At 61.2% G+C, this 24,264-nt stretch carries 19 protein-coding genes; 15 read left to right on the top strand and 4 right to left on the bottom strand.

Going from position 1 to position 24,264, the window contains the following annotated elements; all coding sequences use genetic code 11:
• Nucleotides 1-88: 88 nt before the first annotated feature.
• From LB453_RS07310 to glnB, 4 genes are all read left to right on the top strand, one after another.
• On the top strand, nt 89-1,516 hold the full coding sequence (locus tag LB453_RS07310) for a sensor histidine kinase (protein ID WP_103794451.1): 1,428 nt from the start codon (nt 89-91) through the stop codon (nt 1,514-1,516).
• Nucleotides 1,517-1,519: 3 nt separating this feature from the next.
• Nucleotides 1,520-2,188, top strand: a complete 669-nt coding sequence (gene qseG, locus LB453_RS07315) for a two-component system QseEF-associated lipoprotein QseG (protein ID WP_103794373.1) — start codon at nt 1,520-1,522, stop codon at nt 2,186-2,188.
• Nucleotides 2,188-3,522 (top strand): two-component system response regulator GlrR, encoded by a 1,335-nt coding sequence (gene glrR, locus LB453_RS07320; RefSeq protein ID WP_103794372.1) that lies wholly within the window; start codon nt 2,188-2,190, stop codon nt 3,520-3,522. Before qseG ends, glrR begins: the two co-directional genes overlap by 1 nt.
• 148 nt (nt 3,523-3,670) lie before the next feature.
• Complete coding sequence (gene glnB / locus LB453_RS07325; RefSeq protein ID WP_033753971.1) at nt 3,671-4,009, top strand: nitrogen regulatory protein P-II; 339 nt, start codon at nt 3,671-3,673, stop codon at nt 4,007-4,009.
• Between the two features lie 70 nt (nt 4,010-4,079).
• On the opposite strand, the gene hmpA is transcribed toward glnB, so the two are convergent.
• Nucleotides 4,080-5,264 (bottom strand): NO-inducible flavohemoprotein, encoded by a 1,185-nt coding sequence (gene hmpA / locus LB453_RS07330; protein WP_103794371.1) that lies wholly within the window; start codon nt 5,262-5,264, stop codon nt 4,080-4,082.
• Nucleotides 5,265-5,594: 330 nt separating this feature from the next.
• Between hmpA and glyA the strand changes: the two genes are divergently transcribed.
• Together glyA and LB453_RS07340 are read left to right on the top strand one after the other, a co-directional pair.
• Nucleotides 5,595-6,848 (top strand): serine hydroxymethyltransferase, encoded by a 1,254-nt coding sequence (gene glyA, locus LB453_RS07335; protein ID WP_103794370.1) that lies wholly within the window; start codon nt 5,595-5,597, stop codon nt 6,846-6,848.
• A 114-nt stretch (nt 6,849-6,962) separates the two neighbouring features.
• A complete protein-coding gene (locus LB453_RS07340; RefSeq protein WP_103794369.1) occupies nt 6,963-8,102 on the top strand; it encodes a 3-phenylpropionate MFS transporter in 1,140 nt (379 codons plus the stop codon).
• On the opposite strand, the gene csiE is transcribed toward LB453_RS07340, so the two are convergent.
• A complete protein-coding gene (gene csiE, locus LB453_RS07345; protein ID WP_103794368.1) occupies nt 8,099-9,367 on the bottom strand; it encodes a stationary phase inducible protein CsiE in 1,269 nt (422 codons plus the stop codon). The two genes, LB453_RS07340 and csiE, sit on opposite strands and share 4 nt — an antisense overlap.
• Nucleotides 9,368-9,505: 138 nt before the next feature.
• Here csiE and LB453_RS07350 point away from each other — a divergent pair, with 138 nt between their 5' ends.
• The 3 genes from LB453_RS07350 (at nt 9,506) to LB453_RS07360 (ending at nt 12,352) form a co-directional block, all read left to right on the top strand.
• Entirely contained in the window at nt 9,506-10,150 is a 645-nt protein-coding gene (locus LB453_RS07350) for a DUF1007 family protein (protein WP_103794367.1), read from the top strand.
• On the top strand, nt 10,141-11,124 hold the full coding sequence (locus LB453_RS07355; RefSeq protein ID WP_103794366.1) for a nickel/cobalt transporter: 984 nt from the start codon (nt 10,141-10,143) through the stop codon (nt 11,122-11,124). Before LB453_RS07350 ends, LB453_RS07355 begins: the two co-directional genes overlap by 10 nt.
• A gap of 211 nt (nt 11,125-11,335) precedes the next feature.
• On the top strand, nt 11,336-12,352 hold the full coding sequence (locus tag LB453_RS07360) for a hypothetical protein (RefSeq protein ID WP_103794365.1): 1,017 nt from the start codon (nt 11,336-11,338) through the stop codon (nt 12,350-12,352).
• Nucleotides 12,353-12,582: 230 nt separating this feature from the next.
• Here the strand turns inward: LB453_RS07360 and suhB are convergent, their stop codons facing one another.
• A complete protein-coding gene (suhB, locus tag LB453_RS07365; RefSeq protein ID WP_103794364.1) occupies nt 12,583-13,386 on the bottom strand; it encodes an inositol-1-monophosphatase in 804 nt (267 codons plus the stop codon).
• A gap of 121 nt (nt 13,387-13,507) precedes the next feature.
• On the opposite strand from suhB, the gene trmJ reads away from it, so the two are divergent.
• The 5 genes from trmJ to sseB all read left to right on the top strand — a co-directional run bounded on the left by trmJ (nt 13,508) and on the right by sseB (nt 18,362).
• On the top strand, nt 13,508-14,245 hold the full coding sequence (trmJ, locus tag LB453_RS07370; RefSeq protein ID WP_033753951.1) for a tRNA (cytosine(32)/uridine(32)-2'-O)-methyltransferase TrmJ: 738 nt from the start codon (nt 13,508-13,510) through the stop codon (nt 14,243-14,245).
• A gap of 108 nt (nt 14,246-14,353) precedes the next feature.
• The gene (iscR, locus tag LB453_RS07375; RefSeq protein ID WP_103794363.1) at nt 14,354-14,851 is read left to right on the top strand and encodes a Fe-S cluster assembly transcriptional regulator IscR; all 498 of its coding nucleotides are present in this window, start codon (nt 14,354-14,356) and stop codon (nt 14,849-14,851) included.
• A gap of 88 nt (nt 14,852-14,939) precedes the next feature.
• Nucleotides 14,940-16,106, top strand: a complete 1,167-nt coding sequence (locus LB453_RS07380) for an IscS subfamily cysteine desulfurase (RefSeq protein ID WP_103794362.1) — start codon at nt 14,940-14,942, stop codon at nt 16,104-16,106.
• A 156-nt stretch (nt 16,107-16,262) separates the two neighbouring features.
• A complete protein-coding gene (gene pepB / locus LB453_RS07385; protein WP_103794361.1) occupies nt 16,263-17,549 on the top strand; it encodes an aminopeptidase PepB in 1,287 nt (428 codons plus the stop codon).
• 48 nt (nt 17,550-17,597) lie between these two features.
• A complete protein-coding gene (gene sseB, locus LB453_RS07390) occupies nt 17,598-18,362 on the top strand; it encodes an enhanced serine sensitivity protein SseB (RefSeq protein ID WP_103794360.1) in 765 nt (254 codons plus the stop codon).
• A gap of 31 nt (nt 18,363-18,393) precedes the next feature.
• Here the strand turns inward: sseB and sseA are convergent, their stop codons facing one another.
• The gene (sseA, locus tag LB453_RS07395; protein WP_103794359.1) at nt 18,394-19,233 is read right to left on the bottom strand and encodes a 3-mercaptopyruvate sulfurtransferase; all 840 of its coding nucleotides are present in this window, start codon (nt 19,231-19,233) and stop codon (nt 18,394-18,396) included.
• A gap of 141 nt (nt 19,234-19,374) precedes the next feature.
• Here sseA and LB453_RS07400 point away from each other — a divergent pair, with 141 nt between their 5' ends.
• Nucleotides 19,375-24,261: an alpha-2-macroglobulin family protein gene (locus LB453_RS07400; RefSeq protein WP_103794450.1), complete on the top strand. Its 4,887-nt coding sequence runs from the start codon at nt 19,375-19,377 to the stop codon at nt 24,259-24,261.
• Nucleotides 24,262-24,264: the final 3 nt, after the last annotated feature.

Consider the following 24,264-nt stretch of genomic DNA (forward strand, 5'->3'; position numbering starts at 1 on the left):
GAAAGGCCTGCCGTTTTCATTTCCGCTCTATCTTCCACTAGCGGACTTCGCTAGCATTCACACAGCGTTTATTAAAGGAAGCGACCGCGTGAGAAGATGGCGTTTATTTCCCCGTTCGTTGCGCCAGCTGGTGCTAATGGCGTTTTTGCTGGTGCTGCTGCCGCTGCTGGTGCTCGCCTGGCAGGCCTGGGAAAGTTTGTCGGCGTTAAGCGATCAGGCCGCCGATACCAACCGCAATACCTTCACCGACGTGCGCCGCAGCGAAGCGATGGCACGTACCGCGCTGGAGCTGGAGCGCAGCTACCGCCAGTATTGCGTGCTGGGCGACGCCACCCTGGCGCGCCTCTATCAGACGCAGCGCGCACGTTACAGCCAGATACTTGATTCTCACGCCTCCAGCCTGCCCGCGCTGACCGCATTCCAGACGCTGCGTACCATTCTGCCGCAGCTCACTCAACTCCAGTGCAGTAACGGCAACCCGGTCGCGGCCGCCTCGCAGGCGCTGGATCGCTTTTCCGCCGTTAATGCGCAGCTGGTGCAGGAGACGCGTGAAGTGGTATTCGCTCGCGGGCTGCAGCTGCAGCGCGAAATTGCCGATCGCGGCCAGTTTTTCGGCTGGCAGGCGCTTATCCTGTTTATCGTCAGCCTGGCGCTGGTGCTGCTCTTTACCCGCATGATTATCGGGCCGGTCAAAAGCGTCGAGCGCATGATCAACCGGCTCGGCGAAGGGCGCGAACTGGGCGCGACCGTGGCGTTCCGCGGCCCGCGCGAGCTGCGCTCCCTGGGCCAGCGCATCGTCTGGCTTAGCGAGCGGCTGGCCTGGCTGGAGACGCAGCGTCACGCGTTCCTGCGCCATCTCTCCCACGAGCTGAAGACGCCGCTCGCCAGCCTGCGCGAAGGCACGGAGCTGCTGGCGGATGAAGTGGTCGGTGCGCTGAACGACGATCAGAAAGAGGTGGTGGCGATTCTGGATACCAGCAGCCGCCATCTGCAGCGCCTGATTGAACAGCTGCTTGATTACAACCGTAAGCTGGTGGAGGAGCCGACGACGCTGGAGACGGTGGATATCGTTGAGCTGGTGGATATGGTGGTCAGCGCCCATGCGCTGCCGGCGCGCGCCAAGCTGATGCATGTGCAGCGCGATCTGCAGGTGAAAAGCTGCCTCGCGGAGCCTGAGCTGCTGATGCGCGTCATCGATAACTTATACTCTAACGCCGTGAACTATGGCGGCGAATCCGGTAGCATCTGGCTGCGCAGTCAGCTGCACGGCGACAAGGTGTGGATAGAGGTCGCCAACAGCGGCACGCCGATTCCTGAGAAAGAGCGCGAAATGATATTCGAACCCTTTTTCCAGGGGAGCCTGCAGCGCAAAGGGCCGATAAAAGGCAGCGGGCTGGGACTGAGCATCGCCAAAGACTGTCTGCGCCGCATGCAGGGGGATCTGCAGCTGATCGACAGCAAAGATGCCGACGTTTGTTTTCGTATTGTACTGAATCACACAGCCGGGACTCTCTGACAGATGAACATCTTCTTCGCCTCACTCTTAACCGCGCTGCTGAGCCTGTCGCTCAGCGGCTGCAGCGCCTCCCCGGCCGCTTCGTCCGCGCATCACGACGCCGTCATCGCCGAGCCGGAGGTCAGGCTGCCCGATTATCTGGCGACCGACTGCGCCAGCGTCTGGCGCAATGAAAGCACCACGGCGACGGGCAATCCGCTCTACTGGCTGCGCGCCATCGACTGCGCCGAGCGCCTGTCGCCCGCAGAGGCGCGCGCCGAAGCGCATCGCTGGCCGGTGGAAGGCTGGGCGCGCGCCTTTAAAAACGGCATTCTGATGGCTAACGGCAACGTTACGCCGCTGGAGCGCCGCGATTACGTTGAGGCGCTGGATGCCTACAGCAGCCGCTTTCCCGGCGCGGTGCGCCCGCTGATCCAGCTGTGGCGCGGCAATCAGGTCGCGCAGCTCGAACTCAGCGAAACGCGCTCGCGCTTCGCGCATTTGCAGCAGAGCAGCGATGCGCAGCTCGACGCGCTGCGTCAGCAGCAGACCCAGATGCGCAACACCCTTAACGACACGCAGCATAAGCTGGAGCGCCTGACGGATATTGAGCGCCAGCTCTCTTCGCGTAAGACGCCAGATGTCACCGAGAGCGGCCATGCGCCGGAAACGTCGTCACATGAGGAGCCTTAATGGCCAGACAATCCGCACGTCTGCTGCTGGTAGATGACGATCCCAGCCTGCTGAAGCTGCTGGGCATGCGCCTTAGCAGCGAGGGCTACCAGGTCACCACCGCCGCCAGCGGGCCGGAAGCGCTGCGCCTGCTGCAGAAAGAGCCGATCGATCTCGTCATCAGCGATTTGCGTATGGACGAAATGGACGGGCTGGCGCTGTTCGGCGAAATCCAGAAGCGCAACGCCAGCCTGCCGGTGATTATTCTCACCGCGCACGGCTCGATACCCGACGCCGTCTCTGCCACGCAGCAGGGCGTCTTTAGCTTTCTGACCAAGCCGGTCGATCGCGATGCGCTCTATAAGGCGATCGACGACGCGCTGGCGCAGCGCGCCCCCGCCAGCGACGACCGCTGGCGCGAAGCGATCGTTACCCGCAGCCCGATCATGCTGCGGCTGCTGGAGCAGGCGCATATGGTGGCGCAGTCCGACGTCAGCGTCTTAATCAACGGCCAGAGCGGCAGCGGCAAAGAGGTGCTGGCGCAGGCGATCCACGCCGCCAGTCCGCGCGCGGGCAAACCTTTCGTCGCCATCAACTGCGGCGCGCTGCCGGAGCAGCTGCTGGAGTCGGAGCTGTTCGGACATGCGCGCGGCGCCTTTACCGGCGCGGTCAGCGCGCGCGAAGGGCTGTTCCAGGCGGCGGAGGGGGGCACGCTGTTTCTGGACGAGATCGGCGATATGCCGCCGTCGCTGCAGGTGAAACTGCTGCGTGTGCTGCAGGAGCGCAAAATCCGTCCGCTCGGCAGCAATCACGATATCGACATTAACGTGCGCATTATCTCCGCCACCCACCGCGATTTGCCGAAGGCGATGGAGAAGAAAGAGTTTCGCGAGGATCTCTTTTATCGCCTGAACGTGGTCAACCTTAAGCTGCCCGCGCTGCACGAGCGGACCGAAGATATTCCGCTGCTCGCCGCCCATTTGCTGCGCCAGGCGGCGGATCGACATAAGCCTTTTGTGCGCAGCTTCTCTGTAGATGCGATGAAGCGGCTGATGACGGCGAGCTGGCCGGGCAACGTGCGCCAGCTGGTGAATGTGATCGAGCAGTGCGTGGCGCTGACCTCGTCGCCGGTGATCAGCGATGCGCTGGTCGAGCAGGCGCTCAGCGGCGAAAGCAGCGTGCTGCCGACCTTTGTCGAGGCGCGAAACCAGTTTGAACTTAACTACCTGCGCAAGCTGCTGCAAATGACCAAAGGCAATGTCACCAACGCCGCCCGACTGGCCGGGCGCAATCGCACCGAGTTTTATAAGCTGCTGTCCCGACATGAACTGGACGCCAGCGATTTTAAAGAGTAGCTTTCTGGCGCGATGAAGCGCCTGAGAGCGTCGACGAATGCCCCTGCGGGCGGGATGCGTTGCGGGCAACGCCCCTGTAGCCTGCGGCTGCGGGTCTATACTTACAGCACCCCATCCGGCCACGGAGGGAGTGAGAAAAGGGTCTGACATGAAAAAGATTGATGCGATTATCAAACCATTCAAACTCGATGATGTGCGCGAAGCCTTAGCTGAAGTGGGCATTACCGGGATGACGGTTTCTGAAGTGAAAGGCTTTGGCCGTCAGAAAGGGCACACTGAGCTCTATCGCGGCGCGGAATATATGGTCGACTTTCTGCCCAAGGTGAAAATCGAAATGGTGGTGGGCGACGACATCGTCGACACCTGCGTGGAAACCATTATGAAAACCGCGCAGACCGGTAAGATCGGCGACGGTAAGATTTTTGTTTTCGACGTGTCGCGCGTGGTGCGTATTCGTACCGGCGAAGAGGACGAAGAGGCGATCTAATTTCTGCTGTAGCAGAGAGAGGAGAGCCAGTAAAAGGCCGCTTTATCAGCGGCCTTTTGTTTATGTCTGGCTAGAGTCCCTTATGTGGACCAAACACCTCATAGTGAATGCGTGAAGCGTCTACGCCCGCGTCGCGCAGCTGACCGGCAATAAACTGCATAAAGCCTACCGGCCCGCACAGCCAGAACTGGGTGCGCGCATCCTGCAGCCGCGCGATTTCAGCGGTCAAATCCATAACGCCCTCGGCATCGTAACGGCCCGCGTCAGCCGCCTCCGGCACGCGGTACCAGATGCGCTTCTTAACGTCGCGCAGGCGGGCGGCCGTCTCGGCCACTTCATCCGCAAAGGCGTGCTGCGCGCCGTTTTCCGTGGCGTGCAGCCAGGTCACCGGCGCGGCATGCTGCTGGTCAGCCAGCGCATGCAGCATCGCCAGCATCGGCGTCACGCCGACGCCCGCCGAGATCAGCGCCACCGGCGTCTCCGTACTCACCGCCATAAAAACATCGCCGTGCGGCGCGGTTAACGCCAGCACATCGCCGACCTGCGCGTTGTCATGCAGCCAGCCGGAGACGGTGCCCTGCGCGTCGCGTTTCACCGCAATACGGTAGGTTTCGCCGTTGCTGGCGTGAGTAAGCGAATACTGGCGGTTCTGCTGAAACTCAAAGCCGGCAGGGTGCAGATGCAGGGTAAGGTACTGACCCGGCTTAAAGGCCGCCACCGCGCCGCCGTTGACCGGGGCCAGGGTAAAGCTTTTGATAACGGAACTCTGCGTCTCGATAGCGGCAATGCGGAAGGGGCGAGTGCCGCGCCAGCCTCCTTTTTGCTGCTCGGTCTCCTGATAAATCGCCTCTTCACGCTGGATAAAGACCTCCGCCAGCACGCCGTAAGCGCGGCCCCACGCCGCCAGCACCTCATCCCCTGGATTCAGCAGCGCTTTAATCGTCGCCAGCAGGTTCTCGCCAACGATGGCGTACTGTTCCGGCTTAATCGCCAGGCTGGCGTGCTTCTGCGCGATCTTTTCAACGGCGGGCAGCAGCGCCGCCAGATTATCGAGATTCGCGCCATAGGCGCAGATCGCGTTAAACAGCGCTTCTCGCTGGTTGCCGTTGCGCTGGTTGTTCATATTGAAGACGTTTTTGAGTTCGGGATGCTGCGTCAGCATGCGGTCATAAAAGTGAGCGGTAAGCTTCGGTCCGACGGCGGCAACGGCGGGGAGGGTAGATTTCACGGTAGCAATGGTTTGTGCATCAAGCATAGGAATACCTCTGGCGGCGTAAAGTTGCATTTTAAATACATGTTATGATCGCGCCCTGAAGGTTGTAAATAACCCGCCGCGAAATAAGGTGATTACGCTGGCAAGGTTTAGCGACAGGCTGAAAAAATCTGCGTCACAACCTGATGAAATATCGTGATAAGAAGAGAGGGACAAAAAGCGTAAAAAACCTTTGCCAGCGGCGAGCCAATCGTTTGCGTGGATTACGGAATTGGCGCTACCGTCACCCGGCAAAACGGTTTACACTGTTGGCCTTTGCTCCTAAGGGAGCCTAAACCGCCGTTAAAAAGTTAGCTGAGTCAGGAGATGCGGATGTTAAAGCGTGAAATGAACATTGCCGATTATGATGCCGAGTTGTGGCAGGCGATGGAGCAAGAAAAAGTGCGTCAGGAAGAGCACATTGAACTGATTGCTTCTGAAAACTACACCAGCCCACGTGTAATGCAGGCGCAAGGTTCACAGCTCACCAATAAATACGCGGAAGGGTATCCGGGAAAACGCTACTACGGCGGTTGTGAATATGTCGACATCGTTGAGCAGCTGGCGATCGATCGCGCTAAAGCGCTGTTCGGCGCTGACTTCGCCAACGTGCAGCCGCACTCCGGCTCGCAGGCTAACTTCGCCGTCTATACCGCGCTGCTGCAGCCGGGCGACACCATTCTGGGTATGAACCTGGCGCACGGCGGTCACCTGACTCACGGCTCGCCGGTCAACCTCTCCGGCAAACTCTATAACGTCGTGCCTTACGGCATCGATGAGAGCGGCAAAATCGACTACAACGAGCTGGCCGAGCTGGCGAAAACGCATCAGCCGAAAATGATCGTCGGTGGCTTCTCCGCCTATTCCGGCGTTTGTGACTGGGCGAAAATGCGCGAAATCGCTGACAGCGTTGGCGCTTACCTGTTCGTCGATATGGCGCACGTGGCTGGCCTGGTCGCCGCTGACGTCTATCCGACCCCGGTGCCGCACGCCCATATCGTCACCTCGACCACCCATAAAACCCTGGCGGGTCCGCGCGGCGGCCTGATCCTGGCGAAAGGCGGCGACGAAGATCTCTATAAGAAACTTAACTCTGCCGTCTTCCCTGGCGGACAGGGCGGTCCGCTGATGCACGTTATCGCGGGTAAAGCGGTCGCGTTTAAAGAGGCGATGGAGCCGGAGTTCAAGGCGTACCAGCAGCAGGTGGCGAAGAACGCTAAAGCGATGGTAGAAGTACTGATCGCGCGCGGCTACGACATCGTATCTGGCGGCACCCATAACCATCTGTTCCTGATTGACCTGGTCAGCAAGAACATGACCGGCAAAGAGGCGGACGCCGCGCTGGGCCGCGCCAACATCACCGTTAACAAAAACAGCGTGCCGAACGATCCGAAAAGCCCGTTCGTTACCTCTGGCGTGCGCATCGGTACGCCTGCGGTGACCCGTCGCGGCTTTAAAGAAGCGGACGTTCGCGAGCTGGCTGGCTGGATCGCCGACGTGCTGGACAATGTTAACGACGAAGCGACTATCGAACGCACCAAACAGAAAGTGCTGGAGATCTGCTCGCGTCTGCCGGTTTACGCATAAGCGTACGCCTGTGCGATCGTAAAAAAGGATGGCTTCGGCCATCCTTTTTTTTGCCGCTGCCAGGCTAAAATCGCGCGCACTTACTGATTATGGACGCTTGCTGCGGGAGGCAGAATGACTATCGGCTCGGCTAAATGGCTCGGTCTTGGCTATTTCACTTACTTTTTTTGCTACGGCATCTATCTGCCTTTCTGGGGCGTCTGGCTGAAAGATACCGGCCTCGACGCGGGAAAGATCGGCCTGCTGCTGGGCTGCGGCATGGTGGCGCGCTTCGTCGGCAGCCTGCTGATCGCCTCGCAGGTAAAGCATCCGGCGCAGCTGATTAACGCGCTGCGGCTGCTGGCGCTGATGACCGGCCTGTTCGCCGCCGGCTACTGGATAGGGCAGCAGTGGCTGTGGCTGCTCTTCGTGATGGTCGGTTTTAACCTCTTTTTCTCGCCGCTGGTGCCGCTCAGCGATGCGCTGGCCGCGACCTGGACGCAGCAGATTGGCCTGAAGTATGGGCCAGTGCGGCTGTGGGGATCGCTGGCGTTCGTTATCAGCTCTGCGCTGACCGGGCTGCTGGTGAATCACTGGTCATCGCAGGCGATTCTGGCGCTGCTCTCCGTCGGCCTGCTGGCGATGCTGGGCGGCATGCTGTTGCCGCCGCACACCCGGCCGCAGGGCGAAGAGCGCCACAGCGCGGCGAGCGGTGGCTGGCAGGCGTGGCGCGATCTGCTGCGTGAAAACAGCGTGTGGCGATTTATGCTGTGCGTCACGCTGATGCAGGGGGCGCACGCCGCCTATTACGGCTTCAGCGCTATCTGGTGGCAGCAGAGCGGCTACTCCGCGTCGGTGGTAGGCTATCTGTGGTCGCTGGGCGTAGTGGCGGAGATTGTGATTTTCGCGCTGAGCAATCGCCTGTTTCGCCGCTGGCGCGCGCGCGATCTGCTGCTGCTCTCCGGCCTCTGCGCGCTGGCGCGCTGGACGCTGCTGGGCGCGACCGTGGAGCTGCCCTGGCTTATTGTCGGGCAGATCCTGCACTGCGGCAGCTTTACCGTTTGCCATCTGGCGGCGATGCGCTTTATCGCCGCGCGCAGCGGCCCGGACGTTATTCGCCTGCAGTCGATCTATTCGGCGCTGGCGATGGGCGGCGGCATCGCGGTGATGACCATGATCTGCGGCGTGCTGTTTACCCATCTGCAGGGACATCTCTTCTGGGTGATGGCGCTGGTGGCGCTGCCCGCGCTCTTCCTGCGGCCGCGCGCGGTTTAAGCCTCCAGCAGCGCCCGAATACGCTGCTGCTGATGTTCGCTCAGCGGCAGCTCGGCGTGGATCAGCGGCGGCGAATAGAGCGGCAGCGAGGTGGCGTAAGGTGAAATCACCAGCGCGATCTCGCGCGGCGCGCCATCGCGCTGAAAGTCGCTCATCTCCTGATATTTGATATTTATCGGCAGCAGCGAAATTTCCCGAATCTGCTGCTCGAGCTGCTGCTCAAGCCGGGCGTTTTCGCCGGTCAGCAGCAGCACCTGCTTCTCCTGCAGCGCGTTCTCCTGCATCAGCCAGGCACCGAAGATGACCGCGATCAGGCTCACCTCCTCCTGACTGAAGCGCAGATCGTAAGCGGTTTCGAAATCGTTCAGCGCCTGCTGGGTGGTACGCAGCAGGCGCGGATAGAGCTTAGTCACGTCCAGCGCCACGCTGTTATCGATGCCGATGCCGAAATGGGAGCGATCCAGCGCCTGGGCCAGATGGGTATAGAGCTGCTCCGTCAGCTCCTGCGGCTCCTCGAAGCGCAGTTCAGCCAGCTGCTCGAAGTCGGCGACCAGCTGCCTGGTGGCCTGCATCAGCCGCTGGCTGCAGGGGTGATCGAGGGCGTCAGGCGCTGGCGCGTGGATCAGGCTAAACAGCAGCGTCCAGAACTCCGCTTCACTGATATGCGGCGCCAGGTGACAGCGCTTTTGCCAGTGCAGAATGACGTCCATCGCCGCCTCGCGCTCATACTTTTGCTGCAGCCAGGCGAGCTGGCGCTCGTTGAACAGCGCGGGCTGGCGCTGCATCAGGCCATACTTCATAAAGATTTGCAGAAACAGGCGATCGCGCGCGCTGAAATCGCGGCAGAGCTTCAGGCTGCAGTGCTGGATCAGCGCCTGCAGATTGGTCTCGTCGTAGAGCGCTTTCTCTATTTTCATCACTTTCAGCCGCTGGCGCAGCGGCGCGGCGAAATGGTCGCGCACGAAGTTTTCCGACAAGCGCAGTCCGCGCCGCAGCCAGTGCAGCAGGCAAAGTCGCCGATCCAGCTCGGTGCCGTGAATGCGAAAGCTGCCGTCCACCATATGATGCAGTTCCAGCTGGTGATAACGCTGTATCTCATCCCTGACATCTTCGATATCCTGTCGGGCGACGACAGCATCAACCCCGTTCAGCTGACAGAGTTTTTCGAGCGTAAGTGCGGGAGTGGGCAGATACAATAGCAGCAGCAAATGACAACGACGCTGTGAACGGGTGAAGAGTGGTGCTGAAGAGGGAGCAGAACTCATCAGTCTGGATTCCAGCGGCCCGGTATTGCGCTAAGAATAGCCAATGGCAAAAAAGGCCGCGGCTTTCGCCGGGTTTTTTCTGCAATGCTTCAGCACGGGTCACAATTTTTTGCCATTCACAGGAGCTTTTTATCGGGTATGTCACTTTTTAACCTTACAAGAAGCGCGCTTTTTTCGTTACTGATGACGCTGAGCGCCGCCGGCTATGCGCACCCGCACAGCTTTATCGATATGCAGACCGAACTGCTTGCCGACGGCGATACCCTGACCGGACTGAAAATGCGCTGGACGATGGATGAGATTACCTCGGCCGATCTGCTCTATGACGCAGGCGATGCGAAGCCCGGCAGCGAAACCTGGAAGAAGCTGGCGGCAGAAGTCATGGCGAACGTGCTGGGCCAGCACTACTTTTCCGAGGTCTGGCACAACGGCCAGCGCGTTAAGTTTCTTAATTTGCCGACCTCCTACGCGCTGTCGCGCAGCGGCGACAAAGCGGTGCTGACGTTTATTCTGCCGCTGGCGGAGCCGCCGCAGCTGGCCGGTCAGCGTTTCGACATCCTGACGTTCGATCCCACCTATTTCGTCGATATGACCTATCGTGACGCCCACGCCCTGAGCCTGCCAGACTCGCTGCAGGCGCGCTGCCAGCTAGCGCTACAGACGCCAAAACCCGACAGTTCGCTGAAGCAGTACGCGCTGTCGCTGGATAAGGCTGACGCGCCGCCTGAGCAGATGGATCTGGGGCGTCAGTTTGCACAAAAGGTGACGCTGACATGTCGTTGATGCCTTCTTACCTTCGTGCGCGTCGCGCCTGGCCTCTGTGGCTGCTGGCCGCTGCGCTGGCGGCGGGCGCCTTTGCGCTGTGGCAGTTCTGGCCACAGATTCTGCTGCAGAGCACCATCTGGCAGAGAGGGCTACATCAGCAGATGACCCAGCTGTTGCAGCAGGTTAAAACCGCGCCCGGCCAGGCTGGCGGCCTGCTGGTGCTGTTCAGCCTGGCGTATGGGGTTCTGCATGCGCTGGGGCCCGGTCACGGCAAAGTAGTGATCGCCACCTTTCTTGCCACCCATCCGACACGCCTTACTGTCACGCTCAGGCTGACGCTGCTGGCGTCGCTGCTGCAGGGCTGCGTCGCCATTCTGCTGGTGACGCTGATGCTGGTCGTGCTGCAAACCTCATCGCGACAGCTGCATCTCAGCAGCTACTGGCTGGAGAAGGGCAGCTATTTGCTGGTGATCGGCCTCGGGATATGGATCGGCGTGCGGGCCATAAAGGCGCTGCGACGCCAGCTGCGGCCGCGCTCGCCGATGAAGATTCACGCCCTGCGCGCCGAACATCAGCACGACGCGCACTGCGGCTGCGGCCATGCGCATATGCCGGACGCGCAACAGGTCGCTGGCGCGGTCAGCGTTAAAACTCAGCTGCTGCTGGTGGCGTCGATGGGGCTGCGCCCCTGTTCGGGCGCGATCATGATGCTGCTGTTTTCGCGCGTTATTGGCGTTTATCTCTGGGGCGTGCTGTCAGCCGCGGTGATGGCGCTGGGCACGGCGTTAACCATTTCCGCCATCGGCCTGCTGGTGCAGCGCTCGCGGGCACTGGCGCAGCGGCTCGGCAGCGAAAGCCGCGCGGCCTCTGCGGCGGCGCTGGTGACGCCTCTGCTGGCGCTGCTCTGCAGCATGCTGCTGATCGCAGCGGGGCTGGCGTTATGGCAAAGCGCTGCGCCGGGCATCGGCGGCGGCCTTCGCCCGTTCGGCTAGCCGTCGCACCGGGGACGCAAAAAATATTATCTTGCGTCCTTGATTTATTACGCTTTGCTTATCTCAAATTTTCACGCTTCGGTTATTGCAATATATTGCCGCTTGCTCTGGTGAAAATAGTTTTCTCGTCTACGCTAAATAACAACAACCAATTGTTATGTTCCTTTTTAATATTGATTATTTAACGTTGTCTGTTGCGAGGAGAACCACCATGCATGAAACCCGGATTAATAATAATGGCACAACAGAAACCATTACTGAAACGCACGCGGGGCTACCGTTAAAACGTATTTCCTGGAGCGCCGTATTCGCTGGCGTAATTGGCGCGCTGATCGTTCATATTTTACTGACGCTGCTCGGCACGGCGGTGGGTGCCACCACTGTCGATCCGCAACAGGAGCAAAATCCGCTGCAGCACCTGGGCACTGGCGCTTTAATCTGGACCGGCGTGAGCATGTTAATCGCGATGGCGGTGGGCAGCTATCTGGCGGGCCGTCTGGCGCAGCGTGAAGGCGCACTGCATGGTCTGCTGATGTTTGGCCTGAGCACCTTATTCACTATCTGGCTGGCCGTTTCTCTCGCCAGCAGCCTGATTGGCGGCGCGTTCAATATTATTGGCGCAGGCTTCCAGGCCGTGGGTAGCGGTATTTCTGCTGCGGCGCCTTCTGTAACCGATTATGCGAAACAGAAGCTGCAGGAGAATAATATTAACCTCGACGATTTGCAGAATGAACTGCAAACCACCCTGCGCCAGACCGGCAAACCTGAACTGCAGCCGGAAAATTTACAGCAGGACGTAAATAGCGAAGCGAATAACGCGGAAAACCAGGCGAAAAATACTGCGCAAAATCCGCAGAACGCCGATACGGATATTACTAACTGGATTAGCGGCGTGATGAATCGTCATGCTGATACGCTGCAGGCGGCTGACCGCGACGCGCTGAAAAATATCATCAAGGCGCGCACCGGTAAGAGCGATCAGGAAGTTGAACAGATCGTGAACCAGACCGAACAGAGCTATCAGAAAGCGATGCAGCAGTATCAACAGCTGAAGCAGCAGGCAGAACAGAAAGCGCGCGAAGCGGCTGAGCAGGCGGCTGCGGCCACCGCGAAAGCGAGCTGGTACGCCTTCTTTATGCTGCTGATTGAAGCGGTGCTGGCTGCGGTGATGGGACGCATTGGTCGTCGCACTCAACCCCGTCAGGTTCTGAGCCACGAACGTCGTTAAGATCGAGAGTTAGCGAATAAAAAGGCGGCTGAAAAGCCGCCTTTTTTATGCAAATATGCACGAATTCTGAAGCGGGGGTGGCTTAAACCGAAGAGCAAAGCGTCCCGCGCCATGGACGGCGCGGGCCGGGCGGTCAGGGATGACTCAAGCGACTTTGCGATCGGTTTAAGCTACCCCCGTGGGCACGATATCTACCCGGAAAAAAGCGGCTGTAAGCCGCCTTTTTCATCTCAGCGCTTCAGCGCTTCGCTCAGCTCGTCACGCATGCTGGAGAGCAGCGATTTCACCACGCGCGGATTGCCCGCCACGATGTTGCCCGAATGCATATAACCATGGCCGCCGGTAAAGTCTGTCACCAGACCGCCCGCTTCGCGCACCAGCAGTTCGCCCGCTGCGAAATCCCACGGCTTCAGGCCGATTTCAAAGTAACCATCAACGCGGCCAGCGGCGACATAGGCCAGATCCAGCGCGGCAGAGCCGGTGCGGCGGAAGTCGGCGCACTGGGTAAAGAGTTTCGCAACCACGTTGATATAGGCTGGAGCGTGCTGCTTGGTTTTAAACGGAAAGCCAGTGGCGAGAATAGTGCCGTCGAGATCGCGTGCGTTGCTGCCGCGCAGACGGTAGCCGTTAAGCTGCGCACCCTGACCGCGCACGGCGGTAAAGAGTTCGTTACGCATGGGATCGTAAACCACGGCCACTTCGGTACGGCCTTTAATGCGTACGGCAATAGAAACAGAGAAGTGCGGCAGGCGTTTGATAAAGTTGGTAGTGCCATCCAGCGGATCGATAACCCATTGAATGTCCTGATCGTCGCCCGCCAGTTCGCCACTCTCTTCAGTAACGATGGAGTGCTGCGGGTAGGATTTGCGAATCACTTCGATAATCAGTCGTTCTGCATCACGGTCAACATTGGTAACAAAGTCGTTGCTGCCTTTCTGGCTGGCTTCGACCGCGTCCGGGGTTTCATAATTTTTGGCAATCAGGTTGCCGGCCTTGCGCGCAGCGCGCACGGCGATGTTGAGCATCGGATGCATCGGTATCTCTCACTGGATGTTAAAGAACGAGGAAAAACGGCGCGGATTATAGCAGCACGTTCTTTAAATGTCTCGACTTATGTTAGCATGCTGCCCATCATTTCCTCACTGACGCCAATCTATGCTGCAAAATATCCGAATCGTACTGGTGGAAACCTCTCACACCGGCAATATGGGCTCCGTGGCCCGCGCCATGAAAACCATGGGCTTAAGCAATCTCTATCTCGTCAACCCGCTGGTTAAGCCTGACTCGCAGGCAATCTCGCTGGCGGCGGGCGCCAGCGACGTTATCGGCGACGCGCAGATCGTCGACACGCTCGACGACGCCATTGCCGGCTGCAGCCTGGTGGTTGGCACCAGCGCCCGCTCACGCTCGCTGCCCTGGCCGATGCTGGACGCGCGCGAATGCGGAGTAAAAAGCGTGGAAGAGGGCCAGCAGGCACCGGTTGCGCTGGTATTTGGCCGCGAACGCGTCGGGCTGACCAACGAAGAGCTGCAGAAATGTCACTACCACGTTGCCATTCAGGCGAACCCGGAATACAGCTCGCTTAATCTGGCGATGGCGGTGCAGATTATCGCCTACGAGGTGCGGATGGCGTGGCTGGCGGCGCAGGAGAAAGCGCAGCCCGCACCGGTCTACGCCGAATCGCCTTACCCGCTGGTAGACGATCTGGAGCGCTTCTATCAGCACATGGAACAGATGATGCTGACCAGCGGCTTTATCCGCGAAGGCAACCCGGGACAGGTGATGAGCAAGCTGCGCCGCCTCTACACCCGCGCCCGCCCGGAGCGCGACGAGCTGAATATTCTGCGCGGCATGCTGGCCTCGTTTGAAAAGCGCAAAGGCGAAAAAGAGTAGTTGAGTAAATTACTCGGTTAAATAGTTGACCAAAATACTCGGGAATGTCAGACTTCGGCTATCTTTTGCTAATCCTCCGATAACCGGACGCTATTGAGGTAGTACGCTATGAGACTGACATCCAAAGGACGTTATGCCGTTACCGCGATGCTGGACGTTGCCCTGCATTCCCATGAGGGGCCGGTTCCGCTGGCTGATATTTCCGAGCGTCAGGGCATTTCGCTCTCCTATCTGGAGCAGTTATTCTCGCGTCTGCGTAAACATGGCCTGGTAGCCAGCGTGCGTGGTCCGGGCGGCGGCTATCTGCTGGGCAAAGAGTCGAGCGCCATCGCGGTAGGCGAAGTCATTACCGCCGTGGATGAATCTGTCGACGCCACCAAATGCCAGGGCAAAGAGGGTTGCCAGGGCGGCGAACGCTGCCTGACTCATGTGCTGTGGCGCGATCTTAGCGTGCGCATTAGCGACTTCCTGAATAACATCACGCTGGCTGAGCTGGTGAACAATCAGGAGATCCTCGACGTCGCCGACCGTCAGAATTCACAGGACAATCGTCGCTTCCAGAACAACCGCGTTCAGGAAATCAACGTCAATCTGCGCGCCTCCTGATCCCCTTCTGTGCGGCCCTTACTGCTAACGCGGTCAGGGCCGAATCTGCTATAAAGACGTATGATTTTTGATACGGAGCTTTAGCGCAATGAAATTACCGATTTACCTGGATTACGCCGCAACCACGCCGGCCGATCCGCGTGTGGCCAGCAAAATGATGCAGTTCCTGACGCTGGACGGCACCTTTGGTAATCCGGCTTCGCGCTCGCACCGTTTCGGCTGGCAGGCGGAAGAGGCGGTGGACGTGGCGCGCAATCAGGTGGCGGAGCTGGTCAACGCCGATCCGCGTGAAATCATTTTCACCTCCGGCGCGACCGAATCGGACAACCTCGCGCTGAAAGGCGCCGCGCACGCCCGGCGCGCCCGTGGCCAGCATATCATCACCAGCCAGACCGAACATAAAGCGGTGCTCGACAGCTGCAAGCAGCTGGAAAGCGAGGGCTTTACGGTAACTTACCTGACGCCGCCCGCTAACGGCATTATTACCCCGGACGCCGTGCGCGCCGCGCTGCGCGACGACACCGTGCTGGTGTCGCTGATGCATGTGAATAATGAAATCGGGGTGATTCAGGATATCGCCGCCATCGGCGAGCTGTGCCGCGCACGCGATATTCTCTTCCACGTCGACGCCACCCAGAGCGTCGGCAAGCTGCCGATCGACCTGAGCGAGCTTAAGGTCGACCTGATGTCGTTCTCCGCCCACAAACTCTACGGCCCGAAAGGGATCGGTGCGCTCTACGTGCGCCGTAAGCCTAAAGTCGTTATCGACGCGCAGATGCACGGCGGCGGTCATGAGCGCGGCATGCGATCCGGCACGCTGCCGGTACACCAGATTGTGGGCATGGGCGAGGCTTTTCACCTTGCGCGTGAGGCGCAGGAGAGTGAGATGGCGCGCCTGGCGACGCTGCGCGCGCGTCTGTGGCAGGGGCTGAGCGCGCTGGATGGCGTACAGCTTAACGGCGATCTGGCGCAGAGCGCCCCCAATATTCTTAACGTCAGCTTCGCTGGCGTCGACGGCGAGTCGCTGATTATGGCGCTGAAAGATCTGGCGCTCTCCTCCGGCTCGGCCTGTACCTCTGCCAGCATGGAACCCTCCTATGTGCTGCGCGCCATCGGACTCGATGAAGCGCTGGCGCACAGTTCGCTGCGCTTTTCGCTCGGCCGCTTCACCACCGAAGAAGAGATTGACTACGCCGTTGCGCTGGTGCGGAAGGTCGTTCTTCGCCTGCGCGCGCCGGTGTCTGCCTCACGTTAACGTCTGCGCCGCCGTGCCGGAGAGATCCGGAAACGGCGCGCCTCCAGCTTGAACCGCTGGCGTCACCCGGCAATATCTGTTATCAGGTCTGACGTTTAACGGCTAAAGCCTGCGCTTCTGGCTGGATGATACTTATAACGCATATGGAGTTTCGCGATGACAACACAACCGATGAACATTACGCTGAGCCACCAGCCCGCTGATGCGCGCTGGGGCGAGAAAGCGATTCTGACCAGCAGCGACGACGGCATGACCATTCACCTGCACGGCGCGGATCAGCTCAATACTATCCAGCGCGCGGCGCGCAAGATCGACGGGCAGGGCATTCGCCACGTCGCGCTGAGCGGTGAAGGCTGGGATCTGGAGCCGTGCTGGGCGTTCTGGCAGGGCTATCGCAGTCCGAAAGGGCAGCGCAACGTGGACTGGCCGACGCTGAACGAGCAGGATCAGGCGGAGCTTTCCCGTCGTCTGCGCATTATTGACTGGGTGCGCGATACCATTAACCTGCCGGCAGAAGAGCTGGGCCCGGAAGATCTGGCGCACAGCGCCATCGACCTTATCAGAGAAGTTGGCGGCGAGGCGGTCAGCTACCGCGTCACGCGCGGCGACGATCTGCGCGAGCAGGGCTATCTCGGCCTGCACACCGTGGGACGCGGCTCCAGCCGTCCGCCGGTGCTGCTGGCGCTGGACTACAACCCGACCGGCGACGACAGCGCGCCGGTCTACGCCTGTCTGGTTGGCAAAGGCATTACCTTCGATACCGGCGGCTACAGCCTGAAGCAAAGCGCCTTTATGGACTCGATGAAGTCCGATATGGGCGGCGCGGCGACCCTGACCGGTGCGCTGGCGCTGGCGATTTCTCGCGGCCTGAAGCAGCGCGTCAAGCTGTTCCTCTGCTGCGCCGACAATATGGTCAGCGGCAACGCGTTCCGCCTGGGCGATATCATTCGCTACCGCAACGGCAAATCGGTGGAGGTGATGAACACCGATGCAGAAGGTCGCCTGGTGCTGGCCGATGGCCTGATCGACGCCAGCGAGCAGCAGCCGACGCTGCTGATTGACGCCGCAACGCTGACCGGTGCGGCAAAAACCGCGCTCGGCAACGACTATCATGCGCTCTTTACCTTCGACGACGTGCTGGCGCAGTCGCTGATGGGCAGCGCCACCAGCGAGAACGAGCCGTTCTGGCGTCTGCCGCTGGCGGAGTTCCACCGCAACCACCTGCCGTCTAATTTCGCCGACCTGAATAATATCGCCAGCGCGGCCCATTCAGCGGGCGCAAGCAGCGCGGCGGCGTTCCTGTCGCACTTCGTCACCCGCTATCAGGAGGGCTGGCTGCACATCGACTGCTCGGCCACCTACCGCAAAGGCGCGGTGGATCAGTGGTCGGCAGGCGCAACCGGGATTGGCGTGCGTACACTGGCAAATCTGCTGCTCAAGTAAAGGATCCGGCGACGGCCCTGACCGTCGCCTTAGCAAGAAAGGCAAAACATGAACCGTCTTGAAGAGGTGCTGAAGCTGGCGGCGACCGAGCCAGCGCACCGTCCGGAGTTTTTTCAGCTGTTGCTGGCCGCTGACGTCTGGGTGCCAGGCGAAAGCACCGAGACGCAGTTCGCGGCGGATACGCCGGTCGATCTGCAGCACTGGGAAAAAGAGGATGGCCGCAGCGTCATTCCGTTTTTTACCTCGCAGGAGGCGATGAGCGAAGCGATTGAGGGCGAGCAGGCTTATCTGCGTCTGCCGGTGCGCACGCTGTTTGAGATGACGCGCGGCGAAACGCTGTTCCTCAACCCCAAACTGCCTGCCGGCAAAGAGTTCTCGCCGGCGGAGATCGCCCATCTGCTGGGCGAAGAGGGCGACGCCCTGAGCCAGCAAACCGTGCTGGAGGGAGGCCACGCGCTGCTGCTGTCGGAGGTGGCGACCCCCCCGGCGCAGATGATCGACTCGCTGACGCAGCTGTTCAGCAAATATAAACAGGTGCGCCGCGCCTTTATCGCCAGCATTCGCGAACGGGCGGACGAACAGCCAAATCTGCTGATCGGCATTGAGGCGGAAAGCGATATTGAGGCGATTATCCAGGCGGCGGGCAGCGTTGCGACCGATACGCTGCCGGACGACGCGCCCATCGATATCTGTGAAGTGGTGGCGGACGAGAAGGGCATCAGCCACTTTTTCACCGCCCACATCACGCCTTTTTATGAACGTCGCTGGGGCAGTTTTCTGCGCGACTTCAAAGGCAGCACGCGCATTATCTGAATCGGGTGCGGCGTAGTGCCGCACCTTGCTGCTACTTCTCGATCGGCAGATCGTTCCGGCTGCCCCATTCGCCCCATGAGCCGTCATAGAGCGTAACGTCGCGTGCGCCCAGCACCGTCAGCGCCAGAATCACCACCACGGCGGTCACCCCTGACCCGCAGCTTGCCACCACCGGCTCATCCAGCTTTACGCCCGCTCGGGCGAAAACAGCGCGCAGTTCCGCTTCCGGCTTCAGGGCGCCGTTCGCCACCAGATCGTTCCAGGGCACATTCAGGCTGCGGGGAATATGGCCGCGATGCAGGCCAGGGCGCGGCTCATCGACCTCGGCGTTGAAGCGGTTAGCCGCGCGCGCGTCGACGATCTGCGCGCCGCCTTCATGGCTGATCAGCAGCACATCGGTCAGGCGTCTGACCTGCGCCTCGTCGAACGTCGCCTCGAACTCTCCCTCCGGCAGCGCAACCTGCCCGGTCGCCAGCGGCAGGCCCGCCGCTTTCCAGCCCTGCAGGCCGCCCGCCAGAATCGACACCTGCTCAACGCCGAATGTGCGCAGCATCCACCAGGCGCGCGGCGCAGAGAAAAGGTTGCCCTCGTCGTAAACCACCAGATGTTTGTCGCTGTTGATGCCCAGCTCGCGCATCGCCACGGCGAAGCGCTCGGCGCGCGGCATCATATGCGGATAAGGACTGGTGTGGTCTGAAAGCGCTTCAATATCGAAAAAAGGCGCGCCCGGCAGATGGCCCGCCAGATACTCCGCCGTGATATTGCGCACGGCCTCCTGGCCCGGCGGCAGCATGCGGGCGTCCAGCACCTGCACGTTCTCGTCGGCGTAGTGTTCATTTAACCAGTCAGCGGAGACAAATATGGCTGTCATAGCAACCTCTTCTTATCGTCAGGAAAAGCACAGTGTCAGGGAATGTGAAGGCTATCTCAAGGAGAGCATTGCTAAAATGGCGAGTTTGCGATGAAATTGCGCGGCGAAATTATACCAGCCGGGACGGGCGAGGGATTTACCATGGAAAGAGTGATAAAACATCTGCTCGCTGGCGTGGCGCTGGGTGCGGCGCTGCTGGGCGGGGGCACCTTTACGCTGGCCGCCGCCGAGCCTGCCGCGACGCAGCCGGCGGCGAAGGCGATCGCCATTATCGACTTCTCTGAGCTTCAGCTCGACGGCGCGGCCGCGCTGGTGCTCACCTTTAACACGCCGCTCGACGACAAACAGGATTTTGCCGCGCGCGTAAAGCTGGTCGACGATAAAAACGGCCTGGTAGACGGCGGCTGGGAGCTGGCCCAGAACGGCAAGTCGCTGCGCTTTCGCCATCCTGAACCCTCGCGCAAGCTGACGGTCAGCGTAGAGGCGGGGCTGCGCGCCGCTAACGGCACCACCTTAACCACGCCCTTCAGCCAGTCGCTGACCACGCGCGATATTCAGCCGATGGTGGGTTTCGCCAGCCGCGGCTCGCTGCTGCCGCTGCGTCTGACCCAGGGCCTGCCGGTGCTGGCGCTCAACGTGTCGCGCGTCGACGTCGATTTCTTCCGCGTCAAGACCGCCTCGATGAACGATTTCCTCGCCCAGTGGAACTACGGCAATAATCTTTCCTACTGGTCGTCGCGCGAACTGCTTAACCACGCCGATCTGGTCTACACCGGCCGCTTCGATCTCAATCCGGCGCGCAACACGCGGGAGAAACTGCAGCTGCCGCTGAAGGATGTGGCGCCGCTGAAGCAGCCAGGGGTCTATCTGGCGGTGATGAAGCAGGCGGGGTCCTATAATTATACGCTGCCCGCCACGCTGTTTACCCTGAGCGACATCGGGCTGTCGCTGCACCGTTTCCCCGGCGAAATGACGCTGTTTACCCAGAGTCTGGCGAGCGGCGCGCCGCTGGCTGGCGTCACTGTCCAGCTGCTGGATGAGAAGGGCCGACAGCTCGCCAGCGGCGTCAGCGATGAGAGCGGCTATCTGCGGCTGCCGACGCAGGCGAAAGGTAAAGTGCTTATCGCAACGCAAAAAGAGCAGACCTCGCTGATCGACCTTAACCTGCCGGCGCTCGATCTGGCGGAATTTCCGGTCGGCGGCCCGCAGGGTTACGACAAGCAGCTGTTTGTTTTCGGCCCGCGCGATCTCTATCGCCCCGGCGAGACGGTTATCGTAAACGCGCTGCTGCGCGACGCCGACGGCAAGCCGCTGCCCCCACAGCCGCTGAAGGCTGAAGTGGTGCAGCCCAACGGCGAAGTGGCGCAAACTTTTCTCTGGCAGCCGGAGAACGGCTTTTACCAGCAGCGCTTTGCGCTGCCCGCCTCAGCGATGACCGGCGACTGGACGCTGCGCCTTAACGGCGGCGACAGCCAGCCGCGCAGCTGGCGCTTTCACGTAGAGGATTTCCTGCCGGAGCGCATGGCGCTGACGCTGCAAAACAGCGACAGCCCGCTGTCGCCTGATGACGACGTCATTTTTAATATTGAAGGCCGCTATCTCTACGGCGCGCCCGCCGCGGGCAATGAACTGCAGGCGCAGCTGATGCTGCGGCCGGCGCGCGAGGCGGTCGCCGCGCTGCCGGGCTACCTGTTCGGCGACGTTATGGAACAGGACACCAGACGCAACCTGGACGATATCGACGACACGCTGGACGACGAGGGCAAGCTGCAGCTGACGGTAGAGAGCGAGTGGGCGCAGACGCACTCGCCGCTGAACCTGATCCTGCAGGCGAGCCTGCTGGAGACGGGCGGGCGGCCGGTCACGCGCCGCGTCACGCAGGCAGTCTGGCCTGCGCCCGCGCTGCCCGGCATCCGGCCGCTGTTTAACAGCGAATCGGTCTATGACTACCGCTACGATCGCTATACCCAGCAGCCGACGGTGCCGGAGAACAGCCTGGCCGAATTCGACATCGTTTATGCCAACAGCAAAGGCGAAAAGCTGGCGGCGAAAGATCTTGAGGTGCGCCTGATCCACGAGCGGCGCGACTACTACTGGAGCTTCTCCGACAGCGAAGGCTGGCAGATGCGTCATGACGAGAAAGATCTGCAGGAGGACGCGCTGCGTATTTCGCTGGCGGCCGGCAGCAGCCGAAAAGTGAGCTTCCCGGTAGAGTGGGGCGCCTATCGTCTGGAGGTGCAGGCCGGCGAGAAGATTATCTCCAGCGTACAGTTCCGCGCCGGCTACTGGTGGGAAGATAACACCAACGGCACCGGCGCGCTGCGGCCCGATCAGGTGAAGCTCAGGCTGGATAAAACCGCGCTGCGTCCCGGCGAAACCGCCCGCGTGCAGGTGGAATCGCCAGCGGCAGGGAAAGGCTTTCTGATGGTGGAGTCGAGCAGCGGCACGCTCTGGCGGCAGCCGATCAGCGTGCCTGCGGGCGGCACCACTGTCGCTGTGCCGCTTGACGCCAGCTGGAAGCGGCACGACCTCTATCTCAGCGCCATCGTGGTGCGCGACGGCGATAAGACGAGCGGCGCCACGCCGAAGCGCGCCGTCGGCCTGCTGCCTCTGCCGATGGCGACCGACGCGCGCCGCCTCGCTCTGACGCTGGACGCGCCGCTGAAGATGCGTCCCGAGCAGACGCTGAAGGTCAGGGTCAAAGCCAGCCGCGCCGGCGGCGAGCTGCCGCAAAACATCCAGGTGCTGCTGTCGGCGGTGGACAGCGGCGTGCTGAATATCAACAGCTACAAAACCCCCGATCCCTGGGATGGTTTCTTTGGCCGCAAGCGCTACAACGCCGATCAGTATGATGTCTTTGGCCAGCTGATTGAGGGGGGCGGGCGGCTGGCTACGCTGCGTTTCGGCGGTGACGGCGACGATGATTCACTGTCGCGCGGTGGTAAAAAGCCGCTCACCGAAGTCAATATCGTGGCGCAGCAGCTTCAGCCGGTCACGCTGGATAAAAACGGCGAGGGCACGCTGGAGTTGCCGATACCGCAGTTTAACGGCGAGCTGCGGCTGATGGCGCAGGCGTGGAGCGACGACAGCTTCGGCGCGGCGGAGCGTAACGTCGTGGTGGCCGCGCCGCTGATCGGCGAGCTGGCGACGCCGCGCTTTATGGCGAGTGGCGATCAGGCGATGCTGGCGCTCGATCTCACTAATCTCTCGGAACAGCCTCAGGCGCTGAAGGTCGATGTGCAGACCCAGGGGCAGATCGCGCTGAGCGGCGGCGCTTCGCACCGCGTTCAGCTGGCGAAAGGGGCGCGCACCACCCTGCATATACCGGTGAAGGCGCAGGGCGGTTTCGGTGAAGGGGCGGTGCTGGTGCGTGTTGCCGGCCTGGTGGTCGACGGCGAGAAGCTGGCCGACAGCCAGCGCAGCTGGAAAATCGGCGTGCGTCCCGCCTACCCGGCGCAGACGCTGAGTTTCGACGGGGAGATATCGCCCGGGCAGAGCTGGCAGGTGCAGGCCGCCGCGCTGAGCGGGCTGCAGCCTGAGACGCTGAGCGGACAGCTCTCGCTCAGCAATCAGCCGCCGCTGAATATCGCTCACTATATTAGCGAGCTTTATGCCTATCCCTATGGCTGCCTCGAGCAGACCGCCAGCGGCATCTGGCCCTCGGTTTTCACTAACCATGCGCAGCTGACGGCTATGGGCATTAAAACCGGCAGCGACGATGAGCGCCGCGCGGCGATCGATACCGGCATCGCGCGCCTGGCGGGTATGCAGCGCGGCAACGGCAGCTTCGGCCTCTGGAGCAAAGAGAGCGAAGAGGAGTTCTGGCTGACCGCCTACGTGACCGATTTCCTGCTGCGCGCCAGCGAGGCGGGCTACAGCGTGCCGCCTGAAACCCTCGCCCGCGCCGACGAGCGGCTGCTGCGCTATCTGCAGGATCCGGCGCAGATCGAAACGCGCTGGAGCAGCGATGAAGAGGCGATGCGCTTTAGCGTGCAGGCCTATGCGGGCATGGTGCTGGCCCGGCAGCAGCAGGCGCCGCTTGGCGCGCTGCGCGCGCTGTATGAGAAACGCGACAAGGCAAAATCGGGGCTGTCGCTGGTGCAGCTCGGCGTGGCGCTGAAGCTGATGGGCGATCCGCAGCGCGCGCAGCTGGCGCTGGCGCAGGGCGCCAGCCTGACGCGCGCCTCAAACGGCTGGCTGGGTGATTACGGCAGTCCGCTGCGCGACCGCGCGCTGATTGTGGCGCTGCTGGCAGAAAACCAGCTGCTGCCTGAGCTGCAAAGCACATTAATGATTGAACTGGCGAAAGAGGCGCGCGGACAGCGCTGGTTCTCCACCCAGGAGAACAATGCGCTCTTCCTGGCGGGACGCACGCTGCAGCAGCATCAGGGCGAAGCCTGGCAGGCGACGCTGGCGGGAGAGGCGCAGCCGCTGCAGGGGCGCGGTCCGATGACGCTGGGGACTGGCGAGAGCCAGCTGCAGCATGGCATGACGCTGATCAACAGCGGAACGACGCCGCTTTACGGCGCGCTCAGCGTGACCGGCTATCCGCTTGCCGCGCCGACGCCCATGCACAACGTGCTGAATATCACCCGTGACTATTTCACCCTCGACGGCAAGCCGGCGGATCTCAGCCAGCTCAGCAGCGGCCAGCTGCTGGTGGTGCGGCTGAAGGTTTCTGCCAGCAAGCGCGTAAGCGACGCGTTGGTGGTCGATCTGCTGCCCGCCGGTCTGGAGCTGGAAAACCAGAACCTCAGCGACAGCAGCGCCAGCCTCGGTGACGGCGCGGATGCGCTGAAGGAGAGCATGATGGACATGCAGCAGGCGGATATCCGGCATATCGAATTCCGCGACGATCGCTTTGTCGCGGCGCTGGCGCTGAACGGCTACAAAACGGAGACGCTGCTCTATCTGGCGCGCGCGGTGACGCCGGGCAGCTATCGCCTGCCGCCGCCGCAGGTCGAGTCGATGTACGTGCCGGAGTGGCGTGCCGTGGGCGCAACGCCGGAGAGAATCAGTGTGCGTTAAGGC

This window comes from Pantoea agglomerans (assembly GCF_020149765.1).
GTDB classification, from domain to species: domain Bacteria; phylum Pseudomonadota; class Gammaproteobacteria; order Enterobacterales; family Enterobacteriaceae; genus Pantoea; species Pantoea alvi.